We start from the raw sequence: 22,487 nt of genomic DNA on the forward strand, positions 1-22,487 counted from the left end.
TCGGCACCCAACCACATCAAAATTCTAGCAGAAGATGAGCGAACCGCAGGCTGGACGGCTCAGTTCCAGATGAAGCCGATCTTCTTCAACTGCTTGTGGTCAAAATTTTCCATGCCTTCGCAGAAATCGATCCCGCCGTAATGGCGGTAAAAGCGGCTGGCGGTCTCGTTTTCCTCGAGGCACCAGACGACCAGACCGTTGCAGCCGAGCGACTTCAACAGCCGGCGCGCCTCGCCGAACAGCATACGGCCGAGACCGATGCCCTGATATTCGGGACGAAGGTAGAGCTCGTAGATCTCGCCTTCCTGCGGCAAAGCGCGGGCGCGGTTGAGCCCGAGCGTCGCATAACCGGCGACCGTGCCGGCAACGTCGAGAACCAGCAATGTCGCAGGTCCGCGCGTTGCCTTGCGCCACCAGTTTTCGCCGCGTCGCTCGATCATCTGCGTCAAGGCGCGATGCGGAATGATTCCTGCGTAAGTGTGCTGCCAGGCGAGCCTATGGGTTTCCGATATGGCTCGGGCATCATGCGGTTCAGCCCGCCGGACATCGATCGACAACGTCTTCATAACGTTTACTCTGGTCCTGCCGGGAGCAATTAACCATACGCGATGACGTATTCGGCTCGATTGCCCACAGACTTGATATGTGGACGACGAATAAATTTTAACGCTTTTTTAACGATTGTCACAAGTCGGAATCAGCGCAGCGCACAATAAAAAACCCCGGCTCGAAGGCCGGGGTTTTCAGAGAGTGTCTCTCTTTATTATACATGTCGTCGTCCCGGAACCGCTGCACACTTCCGGGCGACATGCGTTGCGTTCTCAGAGAGCCGCTTTCGACTTTTCGAAACGCTTGCGATCGTTTGCGTCGAGATACATCTTGCGCAGACGAATATTCTTCGGCGTCACTTCCATCAGCTCGTCGTCCTGGATCCAGGACAGCGCGCGATCAAGCGTCATGCGGATCGGCGGCGTCAGCTTCACCGCTTCATCCTTGCCGGCGGCGCGGATGTTGGTGAGCTGCTTGCCCTTCAGGACGTTGACCTCAAGGTCGTTGTCGCGCGAATGGATGCCGATGATCATGCCGGCATAGACCTTTTCGCCCGGTTCGATGATCATTGGGCCGCGATCTTCCAGGTTGAACATCGCATACGCGACGGCTTCGCCGGCTGCGTTGGCAAGCAGCACGCCATTGACGCGGCCGCCGATCGCACCCTTATAGGGCTGGTAGTCGTGGAACAGCCGGTTCATGATCGCCGTGCCGCGGGTATCCGTCAGCAGCTCCGACTGGTAGCCGATCAGGCCGCGGGTCGGTGCATAGAAACGCAGGCGAAGACGATTGCCGCCCGACGGACGCAGCTCGACCATTTCGGCCTTGCGCTCCGACATTTTCTGCACGACGACACCGGAATGTTCTTCGTCGACGTCGACGACGACTTCCTCGATCGGCTCCAGCAGCTGGCCGCTTTCATCCTTGTGCATCACGACGCGCGGACGCGACACGGCAAGTTCGAAGCCTTCGCGACGCATGGTTTCGATGAGAACGGCGAGCTGAAGTTCGCCGCGGCCGGAGACGTAGAACGAATCCTTGCCTTCGGCTTCTTCGATCTTCAGGGCGACGTTGCCTTCCGCTTCCTTGAAGAGTCGGTCGCGGATGACGCGTGAAGTCACCTTGTCGCCCTCGGTGCCTGCCAGCGGGCTGTCGTTGACGATGAAGGACATGGTCACCGTCGGCGGGTCAATCGGCTGCGCCTTCATGGCTTCCGAAACGGCCGGATCGCAGAAGGTGTCGGCAACGGTACCCTTGGAGAGGCCGGCGATCGCGACGATATCGCCCGCATGAGCTTCATCGATTGCCGTGCGCTCGATACCGCGGAAGGCGAGGATCTTGGAGATTCGGCCGGTTTCGATCAGCTTGCCGTCCTGGCCGAGAACCTTGACGGCCTGGTTCGGCTTGATCGAGCCCGATGCGATGCGGCCGGTGATGATACGGCCGAGGAAGGGGTTAGCTTCGAGGATCGTGCCGATCATGCGGAACGGACCTTCCTCGACGGTCGGCTCCGGAACATGCTTGAGCACCAGGTCGAGAAGCGGCGCAAGACCCTGATCCTTCGGTCCCTCAGGATTGACGTTCATCCAGCCGTCGCGGCCCGAACCGTAGAGGATCGGGAAGTCGAGCTGTTCGTCGGTCGCGTCGAGATTGGCAAAGAGGTCGAAGACTTCGTTGATGACTTCTTCATGGCGACCGTCCGGGCGGTCGATCTTGTTGATCGCGACGATCGGGCGAAGACCGACCTTCAGCGCCTTGCCGACGACGAACTTGGTCTGCGGCATCGGGCCTTCGGACGCATCGACGAGAACGATCGCGCCATCCACCATCGACAGGATGCGCTCGACTTCACCGCCGAAGTCGGCGTGGCCGGGGGTATCGACGATGTTGATGCGGACACCCTTCCACTCGACCGAGGTCGCCTTGGCGAGAATGGTGATGCCGCGTTCTTTTTCGAGATCGTTCGAGTCCATAACGCGTTCGGCTACGCGCTGATTTTCGCGGAACGAGCCGGACTGCTTGAGAAGCTCATCCACCAGGGTCGTCTTGCCATGGTCAACGTGCGCGATGATCGCGATATTGCGAAGTGCCATATGTGAAATCTCTGAGGCTGCGGCGCACGCTCTTGAGGACGCGCCTATTGGTTTGGGGCGTCCATACAGTTTTTTTTGCGTTTGCGAAAGAGGGGAACGCGCAAAAGCTGCGGCAAGGCCGTCGCCCCGCCGCATCACAGATTGTCATCAAATTGTCTTAGGCGTCGCTGCCTGTCAATTCCTCGAAGGTCGAAAGTCCCTTTTTGACCAGCATCGCATCCGGGCTCGGCAGCTTGCCGCGGAAGGCCTTATAGGCATCTTCCGGATCGACCGAGCCGCCGACGGAATAGATGTTTTCCTTGAGCTTTTTCGCCATCTCGCCGTTGAAGGCGTCACCCGTTTCCTCGAAGGCGGCAAAGGCGTCGGCATCGAGCACCTCCGACCACATGTAGGAGTAATAACCAGCTGAATAACCGCCGGAAAAGATGTGCTGGAAGTGCGGTGTGGCGTGGCGCATGACGATCGATTTCGGCATGCCGATCTCAGCCAGCACCTCCGCCTGCACCGCCATCGGGTCGGCTACCGCCTCGCGCGTGTGAAAGGCCATGTCGACCAGCGCCGACGAGGTGAACTCGACGGTGTTGAAGCCGGCATTGAAGGTGCGGGCCGCCAGCACCTTGTCGAGCAGCGCCTGCGGCATCGGTTCGCCGGTTTCGAAATGCACGGCATAGCGCTTCAGGATATCGGGCACGGTCAGCCAGTGCTCGTAGAGCTGCGACGGCAGTTCGACGAAATCGCGCGAGACGCCGGTGCCGGAAACCGAGGGATAGGTGACATTCGAAAGCATGCCATGCAGCGCATGGCCGAATTCGTGGAACAGCGTGCGGGCATCGTCGAGCGACAGCAGCGCCGGCTTGCCCTCGGCCGGTTTGGCGAAGTTGCAGACGTTGTAGATGATCGGCAATTCACCGTGACGGCCGTTCTTCAGTTTGAGCTTATGCTGCGACTGCAGCGAGCTCATCCAGGCGCCGGATCGTTTCGAACCGCGGGCGAAATAATCGCCGAGGAAAAGGGCGACCAGCCTGTCGTCGCGGTCCCTGATTTCGAAAACCCTGACATCGGGGTGATAGGCCGCCACGCCTTTCTTTTCCACCGCGCGGATGCCGAACAGCCTTTCCGCCACGTCGAAGCAGGCGTCGATGATCTTCTCCAGCTGCAGATAGGGCTTCAGTTCAGCCTCGGAGAAATCGAACTTCCGCGCCCGGATCTTTTCGGCGTAATGGCGCCAGTCCCAGGGCATGACCTCGTGGTTCCGACCCTCCTCGGCGATCAGCGCCGCGATGTCGATCTCCTCCTCGTCGGCACGCTTCACCGCCCGCGCCCAGACCGCTTTCAGCAGGCCATTCACCGCTTCCGCCGTCTTCGCCATGGTGTTGTCGAGCTTCAGCTCGGCAAAATTGCCGTAGCCCAGCAAGCTCGCCACCTGATGGCGCAGCGCCAGCGTTTCCCGAATGACGGCGCGATTGTCCGTCTCTCCGCCGTTTTCGCCGCGCGCCACCCACGCCTTGAAGGCCTGCTCGCGCAAATCCCGGCGCTCTGAGAAGGTGAGGAACGGCTCGATGATCGAACGTGACAGCGTCACCGCAAATTTGCCCTCCTCGCCGCGCTCGCGTGCTGCCGCAGCCATTGCGTCGCGCAGGAATTCCGGCAACCCATCGAGCTCGGATCCCTCGGAAAGCACCAAGGCCCAGGCCTTTTCGTCGGCGAGCACGTTCTGGCCGAATTGCGTGCCGAGGCCGGCAAGCCTTTCATTGATTTCGGCGAGCTTCTCCTGCTCGGCCTTGTCAAGCTTGGCGCCCGATTTGACGAAGCCCTTCCAATGGCGTTTCAGCACCCGCGTCTGTTCCAGCGTCAGACCAAGGCTCTCGCGCTTCTCCCAGAGCGTGTCGATGCGGGCAAAAAGCGCGGCATTCATGCCGATCTTCGAATAGTGGCGCGACATCTTCGGCGAGATCTCCCGCTCCAGCAGCTGGATCGCGTCATTGGTATGCGCACCTGCCTTGTTCCAGAACAGCGCGGAAACCCGCGACAGCGCATCGCCGGCGATCTCCAGCGCCGTGACCGTATTGTCGAAGGTCGGCGCATCGCTGTTTCCGGCAATCTCGTCGATCTCCTGTTCATGCGCGGCTAGCGCCGCGTCGAAGGCGGCAGCAAAATCGCCGTCATCGATGGCGTCGAAACGCGGCAGGCCGTGGAGGCCGTCCCAGTTGGTGAGCGCCGGATTGAAATCATGGGGAGAAGACATCGGAGAATTCCTTTTTGGCATGCGAATGGATCGTCAATATAGGAGAGCGACCGGAGAATTGGTATGTCGCTGGCAGGGCCTTTTGCCTCGCCTGCCAAATCCGGTGGACATCCGTAAAATCTGGCGGACAAAATCTGACGCGTGAAAATTAACCATTTATTAACGATTGACGCGAATCAGGCGCAAGCGCTAGCTTCCGGGTGATCTTCTTGCCAGGGGACATGCGCCATGGAAATTTTTTCCCTGCGGTCTTCTCAGAGTTTGCTATTTAAAAACAACCCTAATAACGCAAAAAATTCGAAGACAGCCGATATTCACATCGAGACCAAAGCTCCGGCCTCCGTCTCGTTCCAGATCGAAGACAGCCTCGATGAGGGGCCTGATTTTACCGCGGTCAGCCCCGGAGAGCTGCGCTCTTATGCGCGCCAAAGCTTTGACAGCGGCGTGATCGATCAGAACACCTACGCCGCGATCTCCGAGCCGTTGCCGATGCATGCGATCGATCCGCTCGGCAACGTGGTCGACCTCTCCAACGTGACCGACGGCACGAGCTTCAATTTCCTCGATTATTACAAGAACCAGCTGCAGGTCGCCATGTCGATCGGCAATCCTAGTGACGTTCAAACGCTGAAATCGGTGGTCAACTTCCTGGACGGCTGAATCACGCCTTGCGCCAGCCGATGAGGCCGGGGGTTGCGTGCCACAGCGCCTGGGCGGCAAACCCCATGAAGAGAACGCCGGAGCAGCGCACGATCAGTCGTTCATGGGCGCGATAGAAGCGCCGCACCGCGCCGGCGCCGATAATGCCGATCAGGATGATGTCGGCAGTCACGAAACCGACGAAGGACACGCCGAGAAGCACCGGCAGCGCCTCGAAATCGAGCGCACCGGCGGAGCCCGCAACCAGGGCAGTGAAGGTGGCGAGCGCTACCGGATAACCTTTCGGATTGGTGACGCCGAAGATCAGGCCGCGCCGAAACGGCCGCTCGACCATGACAAGCGCCTGCCCATCCGCTTTCGGCTTGGCATTGACGGCGCCCCAGCCGATCCAGGCAAGATAGAAACCGCAGGCGAGGCCGAGCAGGTCGAAGACGAAAGTCCCGATCGTCTTCGCGCCGACGATCGCGATCAGCGCCAGCGACGACCAGATCAGATCCCCGACCAGATGCCCCATCATGAAGAAGGCCCCGGCCTTGCGCCCCTGCCCGGCGCCGATACCGAGCAGTTGCAGGAAGGCGGGTCCGGGGATGAGCACGTAGAAAAGCGCCGCCAGGAAGGCGCCGAACAGCAGGGACTGCGTCATGGAATGCTCCGGAGGATATTGATCGCAGAGTAAGCCATCCGCGACGCCGGTCAAGGGACTGCAGCGTCCCCGCCAGGAGCCGATATTTTTCACCATTCTCGTTCCCACGATCAAATGGAGGCGACCGATCCGTTCAAAGTCTTCGGTCGAATACGGCAATCGGCGTTTTCAGCCGGTAGAGCGTCGTTGGCCGCCGGGCCCGCTCGGTCTGTCGCTTTTCGCCCTCGACCACTTCGAGCAGATCCAGATCGTTGATCTTGCGGCGAAAGGCACTTGGGTCCAGCCGTTCGCCCATCACCGTTTCATAAACCGCCTGCAGTTCTGACATCGTAAAGACGGCAGGAAGCAGCCTCGCCGGAATGGTCGAATAGGCGCCTTTGCCGCGCAGCCGCTCCAATGCGGCGTCCACAATTTCATTGTGGTCGAAGGGCAACTTACCGGCGGCCTCGACTGGCCGCAGCTCCAGCAGACTGGCGCTGCCTTCTAAAGCGCCCCGCGGGACCAGCGCAAAATAGGCGATCGATACCGACCAATCGCGAGGATCTCGTCGCGCCGACGCGAAGGTTCGGAGCTGCTCGAAGAATATGCCCTCGAGCCCCGCCTTGGAACGAAGGATGCGCCGGGCCACCGCCTCGGCGTCTGGATCCTCGTCCGTGTGCACATAGCCGCCGATCAACGCCGGAACGCCGGCAAACGGCTCGGCAGGACGCTGAAGCAACGCCACGCATAGCTTTCCTTCGTGCAGGGTCAACAAGACGATGTCGACCGTCACGATCGGTCGTGCGAATTCAGCCTCTGCCATGACAATCCCTGCCGTCCTCTCAGCCCTCATAGCCGCCAACCGAAAAAAAGACAATTCGCAAATAGCAACTTGCAAAATGCAAATTGCAAGTCTATATATTTGGCAACGGCGGCGGGCGGAGCGCCTGAGCCGTATTGCCAAGCAGCAAAGGAGTGATGCCATGGGTATGGGACGTTTCAGCACCGCCGACTGGGCGGCCTACAATGCACGCCATGTGGACGGCCGCAGCCGGTCGGAAATATTCGGCGCTACCGGCATCGATCCGCGGTTCGACCCGGCGCGCTTTTCCACTCGAGAGAGCCGCGACAGCGCTCACAACCCGCAATCGACCCCGATTATTCTGGCCGCGGATGTCACCGGATCGATGGGCATGATCGCCCACGAACTGATGCGCGGCGGGCTCATTACCCTGACATCGGAGATCTACGATCGTCGGCCGGTGTCCGATCCGCACATCATGGTGGCAGCGGTCGGAGATGCGTTCACCGATGCCGCACCCCTGCAGGCCACCCAATTCGAGGCCGACATTTCGCTTGCGAGCCAGATCCGCGCCTTGTGGCTGGAAGGGAACGGCGGTGGCAATAACGGCGAGAGCTACAGCGCCGCCCACCTTCTGGCTGCCCTCAAAACCTCGACCGATGCCTTCGAAAGACGCGGCCGCAAGGGCTATCTCTTCACCATCGGTGACGAGCCGGTTCACAACGGCCTGTCCGCCGACCAGATCGCCCGCATCTTCGGCATCGAACCACCGCGCGGTCTGAGCGCCCGGGAATGCCTCGCGATGGCCCAGAGATCTTACGAGGTCTTCCACATCGTCATCCGCGAGGGCTATGCAGCCACGGGACTTGACCGGGTGCTGCGGAGCTGGCAGCCGCTGCTGCCCGGCCGCGCCTTCGTGCTCGATGACCACAGGCGCATCGCCGAGTTGGTGGTTTCGATCATCGAGATCACAGAGGGCCGGGATGCCAGCGAGGTGGCCGCCAGCTGGCCGGATTCGGCGGCGGCAGTGGTGGCCAAGGCCATTGGCGAACGCCAAAATCGACGCCTTCTGCCCCTCTTCTAAGCGAGATATTTAAAAGCCCCGGCGCGATCGTTCCGGGCACCGTCGAGGAGCAGAATGATGAGTATTCAAGCACAGACCGTAATCGGCGCGCTTTACGGCGACGAAGGCAAGGGACTGATGGTCGATCGCCTTGCCGCGGCCACGCCGAGAGCCGTGGTGGTTCGCAGCAATGGCGGTGCTCAAGCCGGCCATACCGTGGTCGATCCCGCCGGCATCCGCCACGTTTTCCACCATATCGGCTCCGGCAGCTTTGCCGGAGCTGCCACCCACTTCAGTCGCTTCTTCGTCGCTCACCCGATGCTGTTTCTCGGCGAGTTGTCTGCTCTCAATGAGCGGGGTGCGAAGCCTGAGATCAGCAGCGACCCGCGCGCCCTGATCACCACGCCTTTCGACGTCCTGATCAACCAGGCCATAGAACTGAGGCGGGGCGCTGGCCGCCACGGAAGCTGCGGCCTCGGCTTCGGCGAGACCATCGAGCGTAACCTGCACCCGGAATTCGTCCTTTCGACAAAGGACCTGTTCCGCTCCGATCTGCACGCTCGCCTTGTTGCGATCCGCGACAGCTGGGTGCCTGGACGGCTCGCCGCGCTCGGGATCAGCGCTTTACCCGAAGAACTGGCTGCCGTACTGGCCGACGACATCACCATCACCGGATTCGAAGCAGATTGTGCCGCTTATCTCGACCACGTCACGCTCTGGCCCGACCGACGACTGTGCGAACGCGGCGCTGTCATCTTCGAGGCGGCACAAGGCCTCTGCCTCGATCAGCACCGAGGCGCATTTCCGCACGTCACCCGTTCGAATACCGGGCTGGCAAATATACGCGCGATTGCCGCCGAGGCCGGTGTCACAGAGCTGGACGCGCTTTATGTGACGCGCTGCTACACCACCCGCCACGGCGCAGGACCCCTCAAGAGGGAGGTTCCCACGCTCTCCGGCGTCAATGTCGTCGACCCGACCAATGCGCCGAACGAATGGCAGGGTAGCCTCAGGCTCGCCCCACTCGATCTCTTTATGCTCCGCAAGGCCATCGCAGATGATCTGACGTCGGATCACGGCGGTATTGCCGTCAAAGCCGGGCTGGCGGTAACCTGTCTCGATCAGACGGAAGACGGCTTCGCCGTCACCGATCAGGAGCAAGTATTGCGGCTTGATCCTGCCAAGGCCGCGCCTGATATAGCCGATTTCGTCGGTCTGCCGCTCTGGGCCGAGAGCTGGGGACCGCGTCGCCGTGACGTCAGGCTCCATGTCGAAGCAGCCGCGGCGTAATTCGCGCACCAATAGAAGCCCCTTTGGGGTTTGCCGGTGGGCTCGATATTGTCGCTCAGTCTTGGCGCGACTGCTTGATCTCGACAGGCGTCCTCATGATGATTTCCCGATGCGGGAACGGGATCGACACGCCGGCTTCCTTGAACGCATCCCAAAGCGCCATCAGCACCTGGCCCCGGACATTCGTCAAGCCATTTGCGGGATCGGAGATCCAGAAGCGGAGCCGGAAATCAAGCGACGAGGCGCCAAAGCAGGTAAGCCAGCATACCGGCGCCCTGTAGTTATTTGCAACGCGATCCACCGTCGAGGCAGTCGCGATTGCGATTCTGGCGACTTCATGTGGATCGCTGTCATAAGCCGTGCCGAAGTCGACATCGATCCTGACGTAATCACTGGAGAACGACCAGTTGACGACCTGTTGGGAGATGAAGTCCTCGTTGGGGATCAGGTATTCTTTGCCGTCACGCGTGATGACCGAGACGAACCGCGAGCGCAAATCGCGGATCGAACCAAAGGTATCTCCGAGCGTGATCGTGTCGCCCGGCTTGATGGATTTGTCGAGCAGGATGATGATGCCCGAGATGAAGTTCGATACGACTTTCTGAAGGCCGAAGCCTATTCCGACGCCGACTGCGCCGGAAAAAATGGTCAATGCGGTAAGGTCGATGCCGGTCGCCGACAAGGCAATCGCGCCGGCGATCATGATCAATCCAATTTTGATGAACTTGCTGATCAGGACCTTGATCGACGGCGAAAGATCGCCCGACCTCTGCACCCAACGAGACAGGACATTGCCGACGAGAACCGCTACCCAGATGAGCGCGACAGCCAAGACGGCCGCTTTCAGCACAAGAAAGAGTGACAGGCGCACAGCCCCCAGATTGACAGCCAGGCCATCGAGCGCGGAGAGCACCGGACCGTCAAGCCGGAGCGCGTACAGCGCGACATAGCTCCAGCTGGCGATTGCGACCGTGCGCGACAAAGTGGGATTATGAATAATTTTGGTCAGCACGGAGATGATGAACCACGCCGCCGTCAGCGTCAGGGCAGTCGAGACGAGCCACCGTTGCGACGGCCAGGTGTTTTGCGTGAGAGCGACATTTGCAAGCCACAGCCAGACCGCAAGAAAGAGCCACTTCAAGCGCCGCATGAAGGCAATTATGACGCGCAGGAGGTCCGGATTCCCTTTGATGCGCCTGGCTCTCGCTTCCAACGCAGGTTCCGTGCGTGATGCCAGGAACGACGCTGCGACGTAACCGACGGCGATAATCCCGAATTGGTAGAGCGTCCATTCACTGAAGACAAACGTTCGGAACCACAGTTCGAACGCGTCGATTGTCTGCCTGACGTCCATGGTCCCGGCCTTTGTAGCCCTTCAAGGCAGATAAAGGCGTCGACACGATTTTTGTTCAATTATCCGACGATAGCCAGTGATGAAGTTCCACCGCAGGGGGAGCCAAGGGCGATAGCTGCCATTTACTATTTTTGAGATCGTTGCCGCGGATTTCGAGGACGAGAGCGGGACGACGACAAGACGTGCAGCACCGACCTTTCGTCAGTATTCAGCGGGGCGTGTGGCGTGATGGGGAACCCGCCATTCCGGCGGCTACAGTTTACTGAGGCTTGCTACGCTCCCACGAAAACGCCCGCGCGGCAAAGCCGGCGGGCGCATATCCAGTTCGAAAACGAAGCGTGATTACTTCGCGAGGTTGCGCTTGCCGAGCGTGCGCAGGCGCAGCGCGTTGAGCTTGATGAAGCCGGCTGCGTCCTTCTGATCGTAGGCGCCCTGGTCATCCTCGAAAGTGACGAGCTTGTCGGAGTAGAGCGACTTTTCGCTTTCGCGGCCGATGACCATGACGTTGCCCTTGTAGAGCTTCAGCGTCACTTCGCCTTCGACATGCTCCTGGCTCTTGTCGATCAGCGCCTGCAGCATCTCGCGCTCCGGCGAGAACCAGAAACCGTAATAGATCAGCTCGGCGTAGCGCGGCATGATCTCATCCTTGAGATGGGCGGCACCGCGGTCGAGGGTGATCGATTCGATGGCGCGATGCGCCGAGAGCAGGATCGTGCCGCCGGGCGTTTCGTAGACGCCGCGCGACTTCATGCCGACAAAGCGGTTCTCGACGAGGTCGAGACGGCCGATGCCGTTGTCGCGGCCATAGGTGTTGAGGGTGGCCAGCAGCGTCGCCGGCGACATCTCGACGCCGTTGATCGAGACGGCGTCGCCCTTGCGGAACCCGACCTTGATCACCGTCGCCTTGTCGGGCGCGGCCTCCGGGGAGATGGTGCGCATATGCACATATTCCGGCGCCTCCTGGGCGGGGTCCTCGAGAACCTTGCCCTCGGAGGAGGAATGCAGCAGATTGGCGTCGACGGAGAAGGGTGCCTCGCCCTTCTTGTCCTTGGCAACGGGGATCTGATGCTGTTCGGCGAAGGCGAGCAGGTCGGTGCGGCTCTTGAACGCCCAGTCGCGCCACGGCGCGATGATCTTGATGTCGGGGTTCAAAGCATAGGCGGACAGCTCGAAACGAACCTGGTCATTGCCCTTGCCGGTCGCGCCATGGGCGATCGCATCCGCACCCGTCTTGCGCGCGATATCGATCAGGTGCTTGGAAATCAGCGGACGGGCGATCGAGGTGCCTAGCAGATAGACGCCTTCGTAGACGGCATTGGCGCGGAACATCGGGAAGACGAAGTCGCGCACGAATTCCTCGCGCACATCCTCGATGTAGATCTCCTTGATGCCGAGCATCTCGGCCTTCTTGCGCGCCGGCTCCAGCTCTTCGCCCTGGCCGAGATCGGCGGTGAAGGTGACGACTTCGGCGCCGAGTTCCGTCTGCAGCCACTTCAGGATGATCGAGGTGTCGAGGCCGCCGGAATAGGCGAGAACGACTTTCTTCACGTCTTTGTATGATGCCATGATGATGAGGTCCGTTGCATAAAAGGCCGGCGAAAACCCGGTGTCGCGGCACTTTTAGCGAGATTGGCGCGTGACGCAAGGGCAAGTGCAACGCCACCGGCGGCGATAGCGTTTGACAGCGGCAAAGCGGAGCCCATATTCGCCAACGTCCTAGCAATGATCGAGGAGGGGCTCCCGGTGACGAATATTCAAGACATTTTCAGAAAATCCAATGTTGCCGTCGTCACCGGCGGCGCGTCCGGCATCGGCCTGGCGGCAGCGAAATATTTCGCCGGACGCGGCATGAGTGTCGTCATCGGCGATCTCGGCGGCGATCGGCTGGCCGCTGCCGCCGACGAACTCAAGGCCATTGCCGGCGAAGAAGATGTGATGGCGGTCGAGACCGATGTCGCCAGTAGAGACTCTCTTGAGGCGCTCGAACGCGCCGTGCTCCAGCGTTTCGGCCGGGTGCACGTGCTGATGAACAATGCCGGTATCGGCCCCGAGACCTCGATCTTCAGCTCGCAGGCAAACTGGGATCATATCTTCGCCGTCAACCTGATGGGCGTCATCAACGGCACGCGCACCTTCGGCCCGAAGATGCTGTCGCACGGCGAGCCTGGCCTGATCATCAACACCGGCTCGAAGCAGGGCATCACCACGCCGCCCGGCAATCCCGCCTACAATATCTCGAAGGCCGGCGTGAAAGTCTTCACCGAAGCACTCGAGCACGAACTGCGCAATATCGAAGGTGGAAAAATCTCCGCCCATCTGCTCATCCCGGGCTTCGTCTTCACCGGCCTGACCAAGGGCGACCGCGCGGAAAAACCGGCCGCCGCCTGGACACCGGAGCAGACCGTCGACTTCATGGTCGAAAGCCTCGAGCGCGGCGATTTCTATATCCTCTGCCCCGACAATGATGTTGCCCGGCCGGTCGATGAGCGCCGCATGGCCTGGGCCGCCGGCGATATCATCGAAAACCGCCCGCCGCTGTCGCGCTGGCACAAGGACTATGCCGACAAGTTCAAAACCTTCCTCGAACAGAAGTGATTGGCAGCACTGCATATCATCAGGCCATATGCATAAAACCAACAGCGAATGCGCCTCGCATCAATCAAGTTTAATGCGACGCGCATGAGAAGGTTTGATTGGTAATTTTTGGAAAGCCGGGTAGGAAATTATCCTTTCCGTCCGGCTTTCCGAGCGTGCCATGGATTTCCTGCCCAGCCTTTCGACCCTTCTCGCCTTTGCCGCCGCAACGCTGCTGCTCGCGGCGACGCCGGGTCCCGACATGACGCTGTCGATCAGCCGTTCGTTGGCGCAAGGCAAGAAGGCGGCTCTCTTCGTTGTCGTCGGCACCAGCCTCGGCATCGTCGTCCACACCATGCTGATCGCTTTCGGCATCTCGGCGCTGATCACCGCCTCGCCGACCGCCTTCCTGATCCTGAAGACCGGTGGCGCCGGCTATCTGCTCTGGCTCGCCGTGCAGGCGATCCGCTTTGGTTCGAAGCTGACCGTTGCCAAGGTCGAGGAGCAAAAGGGCACCGCCCTTTCGAACATCTCATCGGGCTTCTGGGTCAACCTTCTGAACCCGAAGGTCATCATCTTCTTCATGACCTTCCTGCCGCAATTCGTCAGCGCCGGCGATCCCGCCGTCACCCAGAAGCTGCTGTTCCTCGGGCTTTGCTTCATCCTGATCGGCATGCCGGTCAATGTCGCGGTGGTCCTTGCCGCCGACTGGCTTGCCTCCTGGCTGCAGAACAACAGGAAGGTGCTGCGCGGCATGGACTATACGTTCGCCGGCGTGTTCTCGATCTTCGCCGCCAAGATCCTGCTCACGCAGGCTCGATAGGCCGAATTCAGCCGATCAGCTCGCTGTTGGCTTAGCCAATCAGCACGCTGTTGGTTTAGCCGATCAGCACGCTGTTGCTTAGCCAATCAGCAAAGCATCGTCGTCGAGCGTCTGGCCGCGCATCTTGCGGAACATGGCGATCAGATCCTCGACCTGCAGGTTCTTTCGGTTGTCGCCCGCCACGTCGAGAACGATCTCGCCGCCGTGCAGCATGATCGTGCGGTGGCCGTAATCCAGCGCCTGGCGCATGGAATGCGTCACCATCATCGTCGTCAGCTTGCGCTCGGCGACGATCTTCTGCGTCAGGTTCATCACGAACTCGGCCATCCCGGGATCGAGCGCTGCGGTATGTTCGTCGAGCAGCAGCACCTCGGAACCGGCAAGTGTGGCCATGACGAGCGAAACGGCCTGCCGCTGCCCGCCGGAGAGCAGATCCATGCGGTCCTTCAGCCGGTCTTCCAGCCCGAGATTGAGTTCGGCGATCCGCTCCTTGAAATAATCGCGCCTCTTGCCGGCGAGCGCCGGCGCAAGCCCGCGCCTTTCGCCGCGGCGGGCGGCGAGAGCGAGATTTTCCTCGATCGACAATGAGCCGCAGCTTCCCGTCAGCGGATCCTGGAAGACGCGCGCCACCAGGCCGGCACGCGCCGCCGTCGACTTGCGCGTCACTTCAGTCTTGCCGATCAGTACCTGTCCCTCGCTCGGAATGACATCGCCGGCGAGCACGCCGAGCAGCGTCGATTTGCCGGCGCCGTTGGAGCCGATGACGGTAACGAAGGAGCCCTGCTCGATGGTCAGGCTGACGCCATTCAGCGCCTGCTTCTGCAGCGGCGTGCCGCGTCCGAAGACGACCTTGATGTCCTTGACGCTGATCACGATGCGGCACCTCTGCGAAGGCGGGGAAGAATGAGCGCGAAGGTCACCAGCACCGCCGTCACGAAATTGAGGTCGGAGGCCTGCAGGCCGATGACGTCGCTCGACAGGGCCAGCTGGATGGCGATGCGATAGAGGATCGAGCCGAGCACGCAGCCGATGAGCGCAATCAGCAGGCCGCGGCGTCCGAGCAGCGTCTCGCCGATGATGACGGCGGCAAGCCCGACGACGATCGTGCCGACACCCGAGGTGACGTCGGCAAAACCGTTGGTCTGGGCAAACAGCGCGCCGCCGAGAGCCACCAGCGCATTCGAGATCGCCATGCCGAGATAGATCTGCCGGCTGGTGTCGACGCCCTGGGCGCGAGCCATGCGTGCATTCGCGCCGGTTGCGCGCATGGCAAGTCCGGCGTCGCTTTCGAGGAACCGCCAGACCAGGACGAGCGCGACGATGACGAGAACGCCGACGAAGAGCGGCCGCACGTAGAAATCGCGTAGGCCATGGCCGAAGAACGGGCTGATCATCGTATCGGCATTGATGAGCGCGACATTGGGTTTGCCCATCACTCTGAGGTTGACGGAAAACAGCGCGATCATCGTCAGGATCGAGGCAAGAAGGTTGAGGATCTTGAAGCGTACATTGAGCAGCGCCGTCACCATGCCGGCGGCGGCACCGGCCGCCATGGCAATCAGCGCCGCAAGCCAGGCATTGACGCCAGCGATGATCAGCACAGCGGTTACCGCTGCTCCGAGCGGAAAGGAACCGTCGACCGTCAGGTCGGGAAAATCGAGGACGCGGAAGGCGAGATAGACGCCGAGAGCGACGAAGGAATAGACCAGGCCGAGCTCGACGGCCCCCCAGAATGCGATTTGGCTCAAGGCTTTCAGCCCCTTTTTGTTTCCGTTCCGCCCGTCGCGAAACCGGAGCCTTGTAATACTACAGCCGCCCCCGCGCAAACGGGAGCGGCTGAATGTGAACGGTCGATGGACCGAGGGCCGATTATTCGATGACTTTGTTGGCGCGCGAGAGCACGCTCTCGGGCAGAGTGGCGCCCATCTTGGCAGCCGCCGCCTTGTTGACGACGAGGTCGCTGCCGGCGGCGGTCTTGACCGCGATATCGCCTGGGTTTTCGCCCTTCAGAACGCGCACGACGATTTCGCCCGTCTGCTTGCCGACATCGTAATAGTTGAAGCCGAGCGCGGCGATCGAGCCGCGCGACACCGAATCCGTATCGGCGGTGAAGAGCGGCAGCTTGCTTTCCTCGGCGACCGCGACGGCGCCTTCGAGCGCCGAGATGATCGTATTGTCGGTCGGGATGTAGATCGCATCGGCGCGGCCGACCAGGGCGCGGGCGGCACCCTGAACCTCGGCCGATTTGGTGGCGGCCGATTCGACCACCGTCAGGCCGGCCTTTTCGGCTTCGGCCTTCAGCACGGCGAGCAGCGAAACCGAATTCGCCTCACCTGAGTTGTAGAGATAGCCGATCGTCTTCACCTTCGGGAGGATTTCCTTGATCAGCGCCAGGTGCTCGCCGACCGGCGACATGTCGGAAAGGCCGGTCACATTGCCGCCGGGTTTGTCCATGTTCTTGACGAGCTGGGCGCCGAGCGGATCCGACACGGCGGTGAAGACGACAGGAATGTCGCGCGTCGCAGAGACGACGGCCTGGGCGGACGGCGTGGAGATCGGGACGATGACATTCGGTTCGTCGCCGGCGAACTGGCGGGCGATCTGGGCTGCCGTCGCCGGATTGCCCTGCGCCGATTCGAACACGAATTTCAGGTTCTCGCCCTCCTTGTAGCCGGCGGCCGTCAGCACATCGAGAACCCCTTTGCGGGCCGCATCCAGCGCCGGGTGCTCGACGATCGCCGTAACGGCAACCGTCACGTTTTCAGCCTTTGCAGGCAGGGAAAGGGCCAAAGTGGCGGCAAGAGCGAGCAAAATCGGGCGCATGAGTGTCCTCCTGAATGATTTTGGCGGCACTATTAGGAAAAGCGCATGCTTAAATCAATGCAGGAGAATTGTAGCGAAGATCAAACTTGCTGATCAGTCGTCGGCACCGTGATTGGCGATCATCATCGCCTCGAAGGCCAGCCGCTCGGTCTTGCGCATGCGTTCGGATTCCGATTTCAGCTGGCCGCAGGCGGCGAGAATGTCGCGGCCGCGCGGCGTGCGGATCGGCGAAGCGTAACCGGCCGAATTGATGAAATCGGCGAATTTTTCGATCTGCTCCCAGTCCGAACACTGGTAGTTGGTGCCGGGCCAGGGATTGAACGGAATGAGGTTGATCTTCGCCGGCACGCCTTTCAGGAGCTTGATCAGCCCCTTGGCATCTTCCAGGCTGTCATTGACGTCCTTCAGCATCACATATTCGAAGGTGATGCGCCGCGCATTGGAAAGGCCGGGATAGGCCTTGCAGGCGTCGATCAGTTCCTTCAGCGGATACTTCTTGTTGATCGGGACCAGAATATCGCGCAGGTCGTCGCGCACGGCATGCAACGAGATCGCCAGCATGACGCCGATCTCCTCGCCGGTGCGGAAGATCTCGGGTACGACGCCTGAGGTCGACAGCGTCACGCGACGTTTGGACAGCGACAGGCCGTCGCCATCCGTGGCGATCAGCAGCGCCTGCTTGACGGCATCGAAATTATAGAGCGGCTCGCCCATGCCCATCATGACGATATTGCTGACCTTGCGGCCTTCGGCCGGCATGATCGTGCCTTGCGGCGCTTCGCGATCGGGGAAGTCGCCGAGCCGATCGCGGGCGAGCAGCAACTGCGACAGGATTTCCTCCGCCGTCAGGTTGCGCACCAGCCGCTGCGTGCCGGTGTGACAGAAGGAACAGGTCAGCGTGCAGCCGACCTGGCTGGAAATGCAGAGCGTGCCGCGGCCCTCTTCGGGAATGTAGACGGCTTCGATCTCGACCGGGCGGCCGGCGCCCCGCGCGGGAAAGCGCAGCAGCCACTTGCGGGTGCCATCGTTCGAGACCTGCTCCTCGACGATCTCAGGACGGGCGATGGTGAAATGCTGCTTCAGCATTTCACGCATGTCCTTGGCGACATTCGTCATATGATCGAAATCGGAGACGCCGCGCACATAGATCCAGTTCCAAAGCTGCGCGACGCGCATCTTGATCTGCTTCTCGGCCACGCCTTTTTCCCTGAGGGCCGCCGCCATCTCCTGGCGCGACAGCCCGATCAGGGACGGCTTTTCGGCGCCGGAAGAGGTCTTCGGCGCCTGCGGCTTGGTGACATCAATCGCATCCATGACGGACATAGTCTCTGATCCCGAATTCGAACACGTAACCGCCCCGCAACCCTCGCAGACTTCAGGAGCAAGCCGGAAGAGGTGAGGCGCATGACGGCACATGGACAGAAATTGAATGCGGAACGGCGACGGATACCGCGCTCTGTCCGCTGTTAGCGCGGGCTTTAGCATCATTTTACCCGCGCGTCACTAGAGATAGAAACGGCAAGGGCCGGCGCAAGGCCGGCCCCGTCGAAACTCTCCGGTTGGGAGACCGCTTACTTGCAGCTTTCGATCTGCTTCAGCGCAGCCGAGATGCCCGAAAGCGAATAGCTGTAGGACGTGCCCGTGCCCTTGCGCGAGACGGCATTGACCGTCATCGAATGACCGGTCTTCATCGCTGCGACGAGGGCCGGCTCCTGCGCCGCGTTCTCGACCCAGCCGGCCTTGTCCTTGGTGAACATCACGAAGGTCTTGTTGTCGATGACGACGTTGATCTTCGAATTTTCCTTTACCGTATAGCCCATCATCGCCTGCGGCTCATAGGAGATATTCTGGCCGGGACGCTGCGAGACGATGAAGAAATTGTCGCCGTGGTCGACGCTGGCCGGCTGCTTTGCCGTCGGCACGGACAGCACGTAGCAGACGGTGCTGGCGCCCGACTTGTAGGAATAAGCGCCCCATGCCTGAAACTGCTGAATGCGGGTTGGCGCCGCGGCCTGCTGCGCTGTCGCAACTCCGGCCATACCAAGGGTGAGTGCGAGGGCGGATACGATACTTTTTACAAACATGGATTCCTGCCGGTTCTTGCGATTCAAGGCCCGAAGCGATCATAGCGGGCGGCGCATAATCACGATCTGCTTTATTTTGACTTAATTCAGGTTACCAAATGGTCAACAATAGCTGCGATTTGTATGTGCCTGTGTCATTTCAGCTCGACCACGATTTTTGCCCCTTGCTGAAATCGGCTGCGATGCCGGTGCGCCTATGGCACCGGCCGGCCGTTCGGGTGAATCTAAGACACAAAGATTCAGGCAAGAGTTTGACCTTGCAAAAATCCGTTGTACCTCATTAAGACTTTGGAAATCCGGGACGAAATTTTCGCCGCAGGGGGCTCGTGAGACGACATGGATGCCGAGGAAAGACGGCGTTTCGCTGCCCTCGCAAAGGCTGTCGCAGACGACCGCGACCAGCAGGCCTTTTCCATCCTGTTCGACTATTTCGCCCCGCGCCTGAAGAGCTGGCTGATGCGTCGGAAGATGACCTCAGGCGAGGCCGAAGAGCTGGTTCAGGAGATCATGATCGTGCTCTGGCACAAGGCGGATCTCTACGACGCCACGCGGTCCTCGCTCTCGACCTGGCTCTTTCGCATTGCCCGCAACCGCCGTATCGACCTGCAGCGCCGCGCTAACGCCCGCATCTTCGACGAGACGGACCCGGCCCTGCAGCCGCCGGCCGATATTGGCGCAGAAGAAATCATCGTCAATGACGATCGCGACGCCATAATCCGTGCCGCGGTCGGCCAGCTGCCGAAGGAACAGCGTGACATGCTGCGCGCCGCCTTTTTTCTCGGCCAATCGCACGCCGAGATCGCTGAAGCGACCGGGCTGCCGCTCGGCACGGTGAAATCACGGATCCGGCTTGCCTTCGGCAAACTCCGCAAGGTGCTGGAGCAGGAACGCGGCTGAACTGCGCGCCGGCCCTTCAGATCGTTTTCATCGTATCCGCAGGCGGGTCGGCGAGGACGCGGTCCGCCGCGTCGTAATGGCTTGGCCGGATATGGCCGCGCACCATGGCGAAGGCGGCCGAAAGCACGGCGACGTCGTCAGAAAAGCCGATGACGGCGAAAATATCCGGGATGATGTCGACCGGCATGACGAAATAGGCGAGTGCTGCGAGCAGCACACCGCGCACCTTGGTCGGCGTTTGCGGATCGAGCGCGCAGTAGAAGCCGGCGACGACGTCGCGCGAGAACGGGATCTGCCGCACGGCCCGGCGAAACGTCGGCCAGAACTTCTGCCGCACCGTCTTCTCCCGCCGGCTCTGTGTATCCTCGTCGCCCGGCAGCAGGATTTCCCCGAACTTGACCTCGTCCATCCCTGACATCCTTTCGTCCCTGCGCACATATGGTGATGGCGCCCAGGCTTTCAATCGACCCCTTTCAATCAGCCCCTTTCAATTGGGTCGCCTTCAGCGCAGACGTCGCGCCGCAGCCTTCTCCATCGCCTTGGCGAGCTTGAAATCCAGCTCCGTCAGTCCGCCGGAGTCATGCGTATTCAACGTCACATCCACCCGGGAATAGACGTTGAACCATTCGGGATGATGGTTGAGCTTCTCGGCCGTGATCGCTGCCTCCGTCATGAAGCCGAAGGCTTCGATGAAATTCGAAAACTTGAATGTCTTCGAGATCGAAGAGGCCGCGTCATTGAGCGCCCAGCCGGCAAGCCCCGCCAGTTCCGCCTCGACCGCTGCCCGTTCCAGTCTTTCCCATTTCATGCCATGCTCCTCTGGCTCTTCCGACAGGTCCACCGATGACGCCTATCAGTATCCTTTTCGTTTGCATGGGCAATATATGCCGTTCTCCGCTTGCCGAGGGAATTTTTCGGCATCTTGTCACGGAGGCTGGCCTCACCGGCCGTTTCATCATCGATTCCGCCGGCACCGGCGGCTGGCATGAGGGCGAGCCGCCCGACCGGCGTTCGATTGCCACCGCGCAACGCCATGGCATCGACATATCAGGGCAGCGCGCCCGCCGCATCCGGCCAACTGATTTCAATGGTTTCGATATGATTCTCGCCATGGACCGCGACAATCTGGCGACGCTTGGCAAGATCGCGCCGCCTGAGGCGAATATCCGGCTGTTCGGTGATGCCGCTCTAGGAACCGGAGAGGATATTCCCGATCCCTATTATGGCGGCCCTGATGGTTTCGAGCTGGTCTATACCAGGCTCTTGACCGGCTGCAGCAGCCTGCTCGAAGCGCTGGGCGTCGAACGTGCCTCGTGCAGCGGAAACACTTCCTCTGTCAGGTAGGGTCCGCCGCCGACCGATTCGCGCGACGACAGCAGCACGAAACGCGGCGCCGTGAAGGTTGATGTGTGGAAGTTGCCGCGCCCGGCCAGATATTGCACGACATCGTCGAGCCGCGAGGATTTGAGCCGCGCCAGCGTCACATGCGGCGTGAATTTGCGCGGATCCGGCGGCAGGCCGATGCGCTGGCAGATGCGCTCGATCTCACCCTGCAGGGCATACATCTCCGGCGATTGCGAGACGCCGGCCCAAACCGAATGCGGTTTCTTCGAGCCGAAGGAACCAATGCCTTCGAGCCGGAACTGGAATTCCGGCCGGTCGATCCGGTCGAGCCGTTCGACGATTTCATCGGCCGTGCGGCCGTCGACATCACCGATGAAGCGCAGGGTGATGTGGTAATTCTCCACATCGATCCATCGTGCTCCGGGGAGGCCACCGCGCAGCAATGAAAGGCTCATCGCCGCATTGCGCGGAATTTCGAGGGCGGTAAACAGTCTCGGCATAACGAGCACTCCCCGAATCTTTTGCAGGTGCTTACACGGAATCACGCAATCAATGACCGCGCAAGCCCCTATTTCTTCACACTAGAAATCGTCCCGACGAAATTTGTGACATCGGCTTCCATCTTTTCGACCATGACGTCGACACCCCTTGCATTCGGATGCATCCCGTCGTCGAGTTTCAGCCCGGCATCGAGCGCCACCCCGTCTAGGAAGAAATCATACAGCCGAACTCCATGTTTCTCGGAAAGTTTCCGATAAATCGGATTGAAGCGTGCGGCATAGTCCGCCCCCATATTGGGCGGCGCCATCATGCCGACGAGCAGCACGGCGATGCCGCGCTGCTTCAGCCGGCCAATCATCTGGTCGAGGTTCTTCTCGCTCTCTTCCGGCGGGATGCCGCGCAGCGCATCGTTGGCGCCGAGCTCCAGGATGACGCCGTCGGTGCCGTCGGGCACCGACCAGTCGATCCGGGCAAGCCCCCCGGTCGTCGTGTCGCCCGAGACGCCAGCATTGGCAATGGCGACGTCGAGCCCCTTCGCCTTCAAAGCGGCCTGCAGCTTCTCCGGAAAGCCGTTCCCGGGCGGCAGCTGATAGCCTGCCATCAGGCTGTCCCCGAACCCGACCAGATTGATCGTCCGGGCCGCGGCGGCACCGGTAAAAATCAGCGAGACGGCAATGACGGTGAATTGAAGGGCGGCAACTTTAAATCTCATTCTGGCTTCCCTAGATTGGCGAGGTGCCGTCATGCGGCCATTCGGTTAGGG

At 60.9% G+C, this 22,487-nt stretch carries 23 protein-coding genes; 7 read left to right on the top strand and 16 right to left on the bottom strand.

Annotated elements, in window-relative coordinates:
• Window positions 1-59 precede the first annotated feature (59 nt).
• The 3 genes from AMC88_RS20590 to AMC88_RS20600 form a co-directional block, all read right to left on the bottom strand.
• Window positions 60-566, bottom strand: coding sequence for a GNAT family N-acetyltransferase (locus AMC88_RS20590; RefSeq protein ID WP_010017154.1), 507 nt, complete (start codon window positions 564-566; stop codon window positions 60-62).
• 255 nt (window positions 567-821) lie between these two features.
• Window positions 822-2,642, bottom strand: a complete 1,821-nt coding sequence (gene typA, locus AMC88_RS20595) for a translational GTPase TypA (RefSeq protein WP_012485506.1) — start codon at window positions 2,640-2,642, stop codon at window positions 822-824.
• A gap of 157 nt (window positions 2,643-2,799) precedes the next feature.
• Window positions 2,800-4,887, bottom strand: coding sequence for a M3 family metallopeptidase (locus AMC88_RS20600; protein WP_064825728.1), 2,088 nt, complete (start codon window positions 4,885-4,887; stop codon window positions 2,800-2,802).
• Window positions 4,888-5,115: 228 nt separating this feature from the next.
• On the opposite strand from AMC88_RS20600, the gene AMC88_RS20605 reads away from it, so the two are divergent.
• A complete protein-coding gene (locus AMC88_RS20605) occupies window positions 5,116-5,547 on the top strand; it encodes a hypothetical protein (protein ID WP_010025168.1) in 432 nt (143 codons plus the stop codon).
• A gap of 1 nt (window position 5,548) precedes the next feature.
• Here the strand turns inward: AMC88_RS20605 and AMC88_RS20610 are convergent, their stop codons facing one another.
• Window positions 5,549-6,190, bottom strand: coding sequence for a LysE family translocator (locus tag AMC88_RS20610; protein WP_012485508.1), 642 nt, complete (start codon window positions 6,188-6,190; stop codon window positions 5,549-5,551).
• A 133-nt stretch (window positions 6,191-6,323) separates the two neighbouring features.
• Window positions 6,324-6,992, bottom strand: a complete 669-nt coding sequence (locus AMC88_RS20615; RefSeq protein WP_012485509.1) for an NUDIX hydrolase — start codon at window positions 6,990-6,992, stop codon at window positions 6,324-6,326.
• Here AMC88_RS20615 and AMC88_RS20620 point away from each other — a divergent pair.
• Both AMC88_RS20620 and AMC88_RS20625 read left to right on the top strand, forming a co-directional pair.
• Window positions 6,949-8,055, top strand: coding sequence for a hypothetical protein (locus AMC88_RS20620; protein WP_225880728.1), 1,107 nt, complete (start codon window positions 6,949-6,951; stop codon window positions 8,053-8,055). The genes AMC88_RS20615 and AMC88_RS20620 overlap by 44 nt on opposite strands.
• A 57-nt stretch (window positions 8,056-8,112) precedes the next feature.
• A complete protein-coding gene (locus AMC88_RS20625) occupies window positions 8,113-9,324 on the top strand; it encodes an adenylosuccinate synthetase (protein ID WP_012485511.1) in 1,212 nt (403 codons plus the stop codon).
• 55 nt (window positions 9,325-9,379) lie between these two features.
• Here AMC88_RS20625 and AMC88_RS20630 read toward each other — a convergent pair whose 3' ends face one another.
• Both AMC88_RS20630 and AMC88_RS20635 read right to left on the bottom strand, forming a co-directional pair.
• Window positions 9,380-10,678, bottom strand: a complete 1,299-nt coding sequence (locus tag AMC88_RS20630; protein WP_012485512.1) for a mechanosensitive ion channel family protein — start codon at window positions 10,676-10,678, stop codon at window positions 9,380-9,382.
• Between the two features lie 342 nt (window positions 10,679-11,020).
• On the bottom strand, window positions 11,021-12,244 hold the full coding sequence (locus tag AMC88_RS20635; RefSeq protein WP_004679222.1) for an argininosuccinate synthase: 1,224 nt from the start codon (window positions 12,242-12,244) through the stop codon (window positions 11,021-11,023).
• Between the two features lie 177 nt (window positions 12,245-12,421).
• Here AMC88_RS20635 and AMC88_RS20640 point away from each other — a divergent pair, with 177 nt between their 5' ends.
• A complete protein-coding gene (locus tag AMC88_RS20640) occupies window positions 12,422-13,273 on the top strand; it encodes an SDR family NAD(P)-dependent oxidoreductase (RefSeq protein ID WP_041683951.1) in 852 nt (283 codons plus the stop codon).
• A gap of 160 nt (window positions 13,274-13,433) precedes the next feature.
• Window positions 13,434-14,075: a LysE family translocator gene (locus AMC88_RS20645; protein WP_012485514.1), complete on the top strand. Its 642-nt coding sequence runs from the start codon at window positions 13,434-13,436 to the stop codon at window positions 14,073-14,075.
• Window positions 14,076-14,153: 78 nt separating this feature from the next.
• Here AMC88_RS20645 and AMC88_RS20650 read toward each other — a convergent pair whose 3' ends face one another.
• The 5 genes from AMC88_RS20650 to AMC88_RS20670 form a co-directional block, all read right to left on the bottom strand.
• Window positions 14,154-14,948, bottom strand: coding sequence for an ABC transporter ATP-binding protein (locus tag AMC88_RS20650; protein WP_012485515.1), 795 nt, complete (start codon window positions 14,946-14,948; stop codon window positions 14,154-14,156).
• Entirely contained in the window at window positions 14,945-15,823 is an 879-nt protein-coding gene (locus AMC88_RS20655; RefSeq protein WP_012485516.1) for an ABC transporter permease, read from the bottom strand. Before AMC88_RS20655 ends, AMC88_RS20650 begins: the two co-directional genes overlap by 4 nt.
• 121 nt (window positions 15,824-15,944) lie before the next feature.
• Complete coding sequence (locus AMC88_RS20660) at window positions 15,945-16,898, bottom strand: ABC transporter substrate-binding protein (protein WP_012485517.1); 954 nt, start codon at window positions 16,896-16,898, stop codon at window positions 15,945-15,947.
• 93 nt (window positions 16,899-16,991) lie between these two features.
• Window positions 16,992-18,221 carry a dual-specificity RNA methyltransferase RlmN gene (gene rlmN / locus AMC88_RS20665; protein ID WP_012485518.1) on the bottom strand — a complete coding sequence of 410 codons (1,230 nt, stop codon included), beginning with the start codon at window positions 18,219-18,221 and terminating at the stop codon, window positions 16,992-16,994.
• A gap of 248 nt (window positions 18,222-18,469) precedes the next feature.
• Entirely contained in the window at window positions 18,470-18,982 is a 513-nt protein-coding gene (locus AMC88_RS20670; RefSeq protein ID WP_012485519.1) for an invasion associated locus B family protein, read from the bottom strand.
• 336 nt (window positions 18,983-19,318) lie between these two features.
• Here AMC88_RS20670 and AMC88_RS20675 point away from each other — a divergent pair, with 336 nt between their 5' ends.
• Window positions 19,319-19,879 (top strand): sigma-70 family RNA polymerase sigma factor, encoded by a 561-nt coding sequence (locus AMC88_RS20675; RefSeq protein WP_012485520.1) that lies wholly within the window; start codon window positions 19,319-19,321, stop codon window positions 19,877-19,879.
• A gap of 16 nt (window positions 19,880-19,895) precedes the next feature.
• Here the strand turns inward: AMC88_RS20675 and AMC88_RS20680 are convergent, their stop codons facing one another.
• Window positions 19,896-20,288, bottom strand: a complete 393-nt coding sequence (locus AMC88_RS20680; RefSeq protein WP_010024490.1) for a YkvA family protein — start codon at window positions 20,286-20,288, stop codon at window positions 19,896-19,898.
• A gap of 93 nt (window positions 20,289-20,381) precedes the next feature.
• Entirely contained in the window at window positions 20,382-20,687 is a 306-nt protein-coding gene (locus tag AMC88_RS20685) for a 4a-hydroxytetrahydrobiopterin dehydratase (protein ID WP_029531881.1), read from the bottom strand.
• Window positions 20,688-20,722: 35 nt separating this feature from the next.
• Here AMC88_RS20685 and AMC88_RS32215 point away from each other — a divergent pair, with 35 nt between their 5' ends.
• Window positions 20,723-21,223: a low molecular weight protein-tyrosine-phosphatase gene (locus AMC88_RS32215; RefSeq protein ID WP_012485522.1), complete on the top strand. Its 501-nt coding sequence runs from the start codon at window positions 20,723-20,725 to the stop codon at window positions 21,221-21,223.
• On the opposite strand, the gene thpR is transcribed toward AMC88_RS32215, so the two are convergent.
• On the bottom strand, window positions 21,130-21,723 hold the full coding sequence (gene thpR / locus AMC88_RS20695; RefSeq protein ID WP_064825730.1) for an RNA 2',3'-cyclic phosphodiesterase: 594 nt from the start codon (window positions 21,721-21,723) through the stop codon (window positions 21,130-21,132). The two genes, AMC88_RS32215 and thpR, sit on opposite strands and share 94 nt — an antisense overlap.
• A 68-nt stretch (window positions 21,724-21,791) precedes the next feature.
• Window positions 21,792-22,436 carry an arylesterase gene (locus AMC88_RS20700; RefSeq protein WP_012485523.1) on the bottom strand — a complete coding sequence of 215 codons (645 nt, stop codon included), beginning with the start codon at window positions 22,434-22,436 and terminating at the stop codon, window positions 21,792-21,794.
• Window positions 22,437-22,487: the final 51 nt, after the last annotated feature.

The organism is Rhizobium phaseoli, from assembly GCF_001664385.1.
Classification (GTDB): domain Bacteria; phylum Pseudomonadota; class Alphaproteobacteria; order Rhizobiales; family Rhizobiaceae; genus Rhizobium; species Rhizobium phaseoli.

Bases quoted from the DNA above. Each gene is read 5' to 3' on its own strand.
- AMC88_RS20630 (WP_012485512.1), bottom strand. From the start codon at position 10,678: ATGGACGTCAGGCAGACAATCGACGCGTTCGAACTGTGGTTCCGAACG.
- AMC88_RS20645 (WP_012485514.1), top strand. From the start codon at position 13,434: ATGGATTTCCTGCCCAGCCTTTCGACCCTTCTCGCCTTTGCCGCCGCA.
- AMC88_RS20675 (WP_012485520.1), top strand. From the start codon at position 19,319: ATGGATGCCGAGGAAAGACGGCGTTTCGCTGCCCTCGCAAAGGCTGTC.
- AMC88_RS20660 (WP_012485517.1), bottom strand. From the start codon at position 16,898: ATGCGCCCGATTTTGCTCGCTCTTGCCGCCACTTTGGCCCTTTCCCTG.
- AMC88_RS20680 (WP_010024490.1), bottom strand. From the start codon at position 20,288: ATGGACGAGGTCAAGTTCGGGGAAATCCTGCTGCCGGGCGACGAGGAT.
- AMC88_RS20615 (WP_012485509.1), bottom strand. From the start codon at position 6,992: ATGGCAGAGGCTGAATTCGCACGACCGATCGTGACGGTCGACATCGTC.
- AMC88_RS20635 (WP_004679222.1), bottom strand. From the start codon at position 12,244: ATGGCATCATACAAAGACGTGAAGAAAGTCGTTCTCGCCTATTCCGGC.
- AMC88_RS20610 (WP_012485508.1), bottom strand. From the start codon at position 6,190: ATGACGCAGTCCCTGCTGTTCGGCGCCTTCCTGGCGGCGCTTTTCTAC.
- AMC88_RS20700 (WP_012485523.1), bottom strand. From the start codon at position 22,436: ATGAGATTTAAAGTTGCCGCCCTTCAATTCACCGTCATTGCCGTCTCG.
- AMC88_RS20605 (WP_010025168.1), top strand. From the start codon at position 5,116: ATGGAAATTTTTTCCCTGCGGTCTTCTCAGAGTTTGCTATTTAAAAAC.
- typA (WP_012485506.1), bottom strand. From the start codon at position 2,642: ATGGCACTTCGCAATATCGCGATCATCGCGCACGTTGACCATGGCAAG.
- AMC88_RS32215 (WP_012485522.1), top strand. From the start codon at position 20,723: ATGACGCCTATCAGTATCCTTTTCGTTTGCATGGGCAATATATGCCGT.
- rlmN (WP_012485518.1), bottom strand. From the start codon at position 18,221: ATGTCCGTCATGGATGCGATTGATGTCACCAAGCCGCAGGCGCCGAAG.
- AMC88_RS20625 (WP_012485511.1), top strand. From the start codon at position 8,113: ATGAGTATTCAAGCACAGACCGTAATCGGCGCGCTTTACGGCGACGAA.
- AMC88_RS20685 (WP_029531881.1), bottom strand. From the start codon at position 20,687: ATGAAATGGGAAAGACTGGAACGGGCAGCGGTCGAGGCGGAACTGGCG.
- AMC88_RS20600 (WP_064825728.1), bottom strand. From the start codon at position 4,887: ATGTCTTCTCCCCATGATTTCAATCCGGCGCTCACCAACTGGGACGGC.
- thpR (WP_064825730.1), bottom strand. From the start codon at position 21,723: ATGCCGAGACTGTTTACCGCCCTCGAAATTCCGCGCAATGCGGCGATG.
- AMC88_RS20590 (WP_010017154.1), bottom strand. From the start codon at position 566: ATGAAGACGTTGTCGATCGATGTCCGGCGGGCTGAACCGCATGATGCC.
- AMC88_RS20620 (WP_225880728.1), top strand. From the start codon at position 6,949: ATGTCGACCGTCACGATCGGTCGTGCGAATTCAGCCTCTGCCATGACA.
- AMC88_RS20670 (WP_012485519.1), bottom strand. From the start codon at position 18,982: ATGTTTGTAAAAAGTATCGTATCCGCCCTCGCACTCACCCTTGGTATG.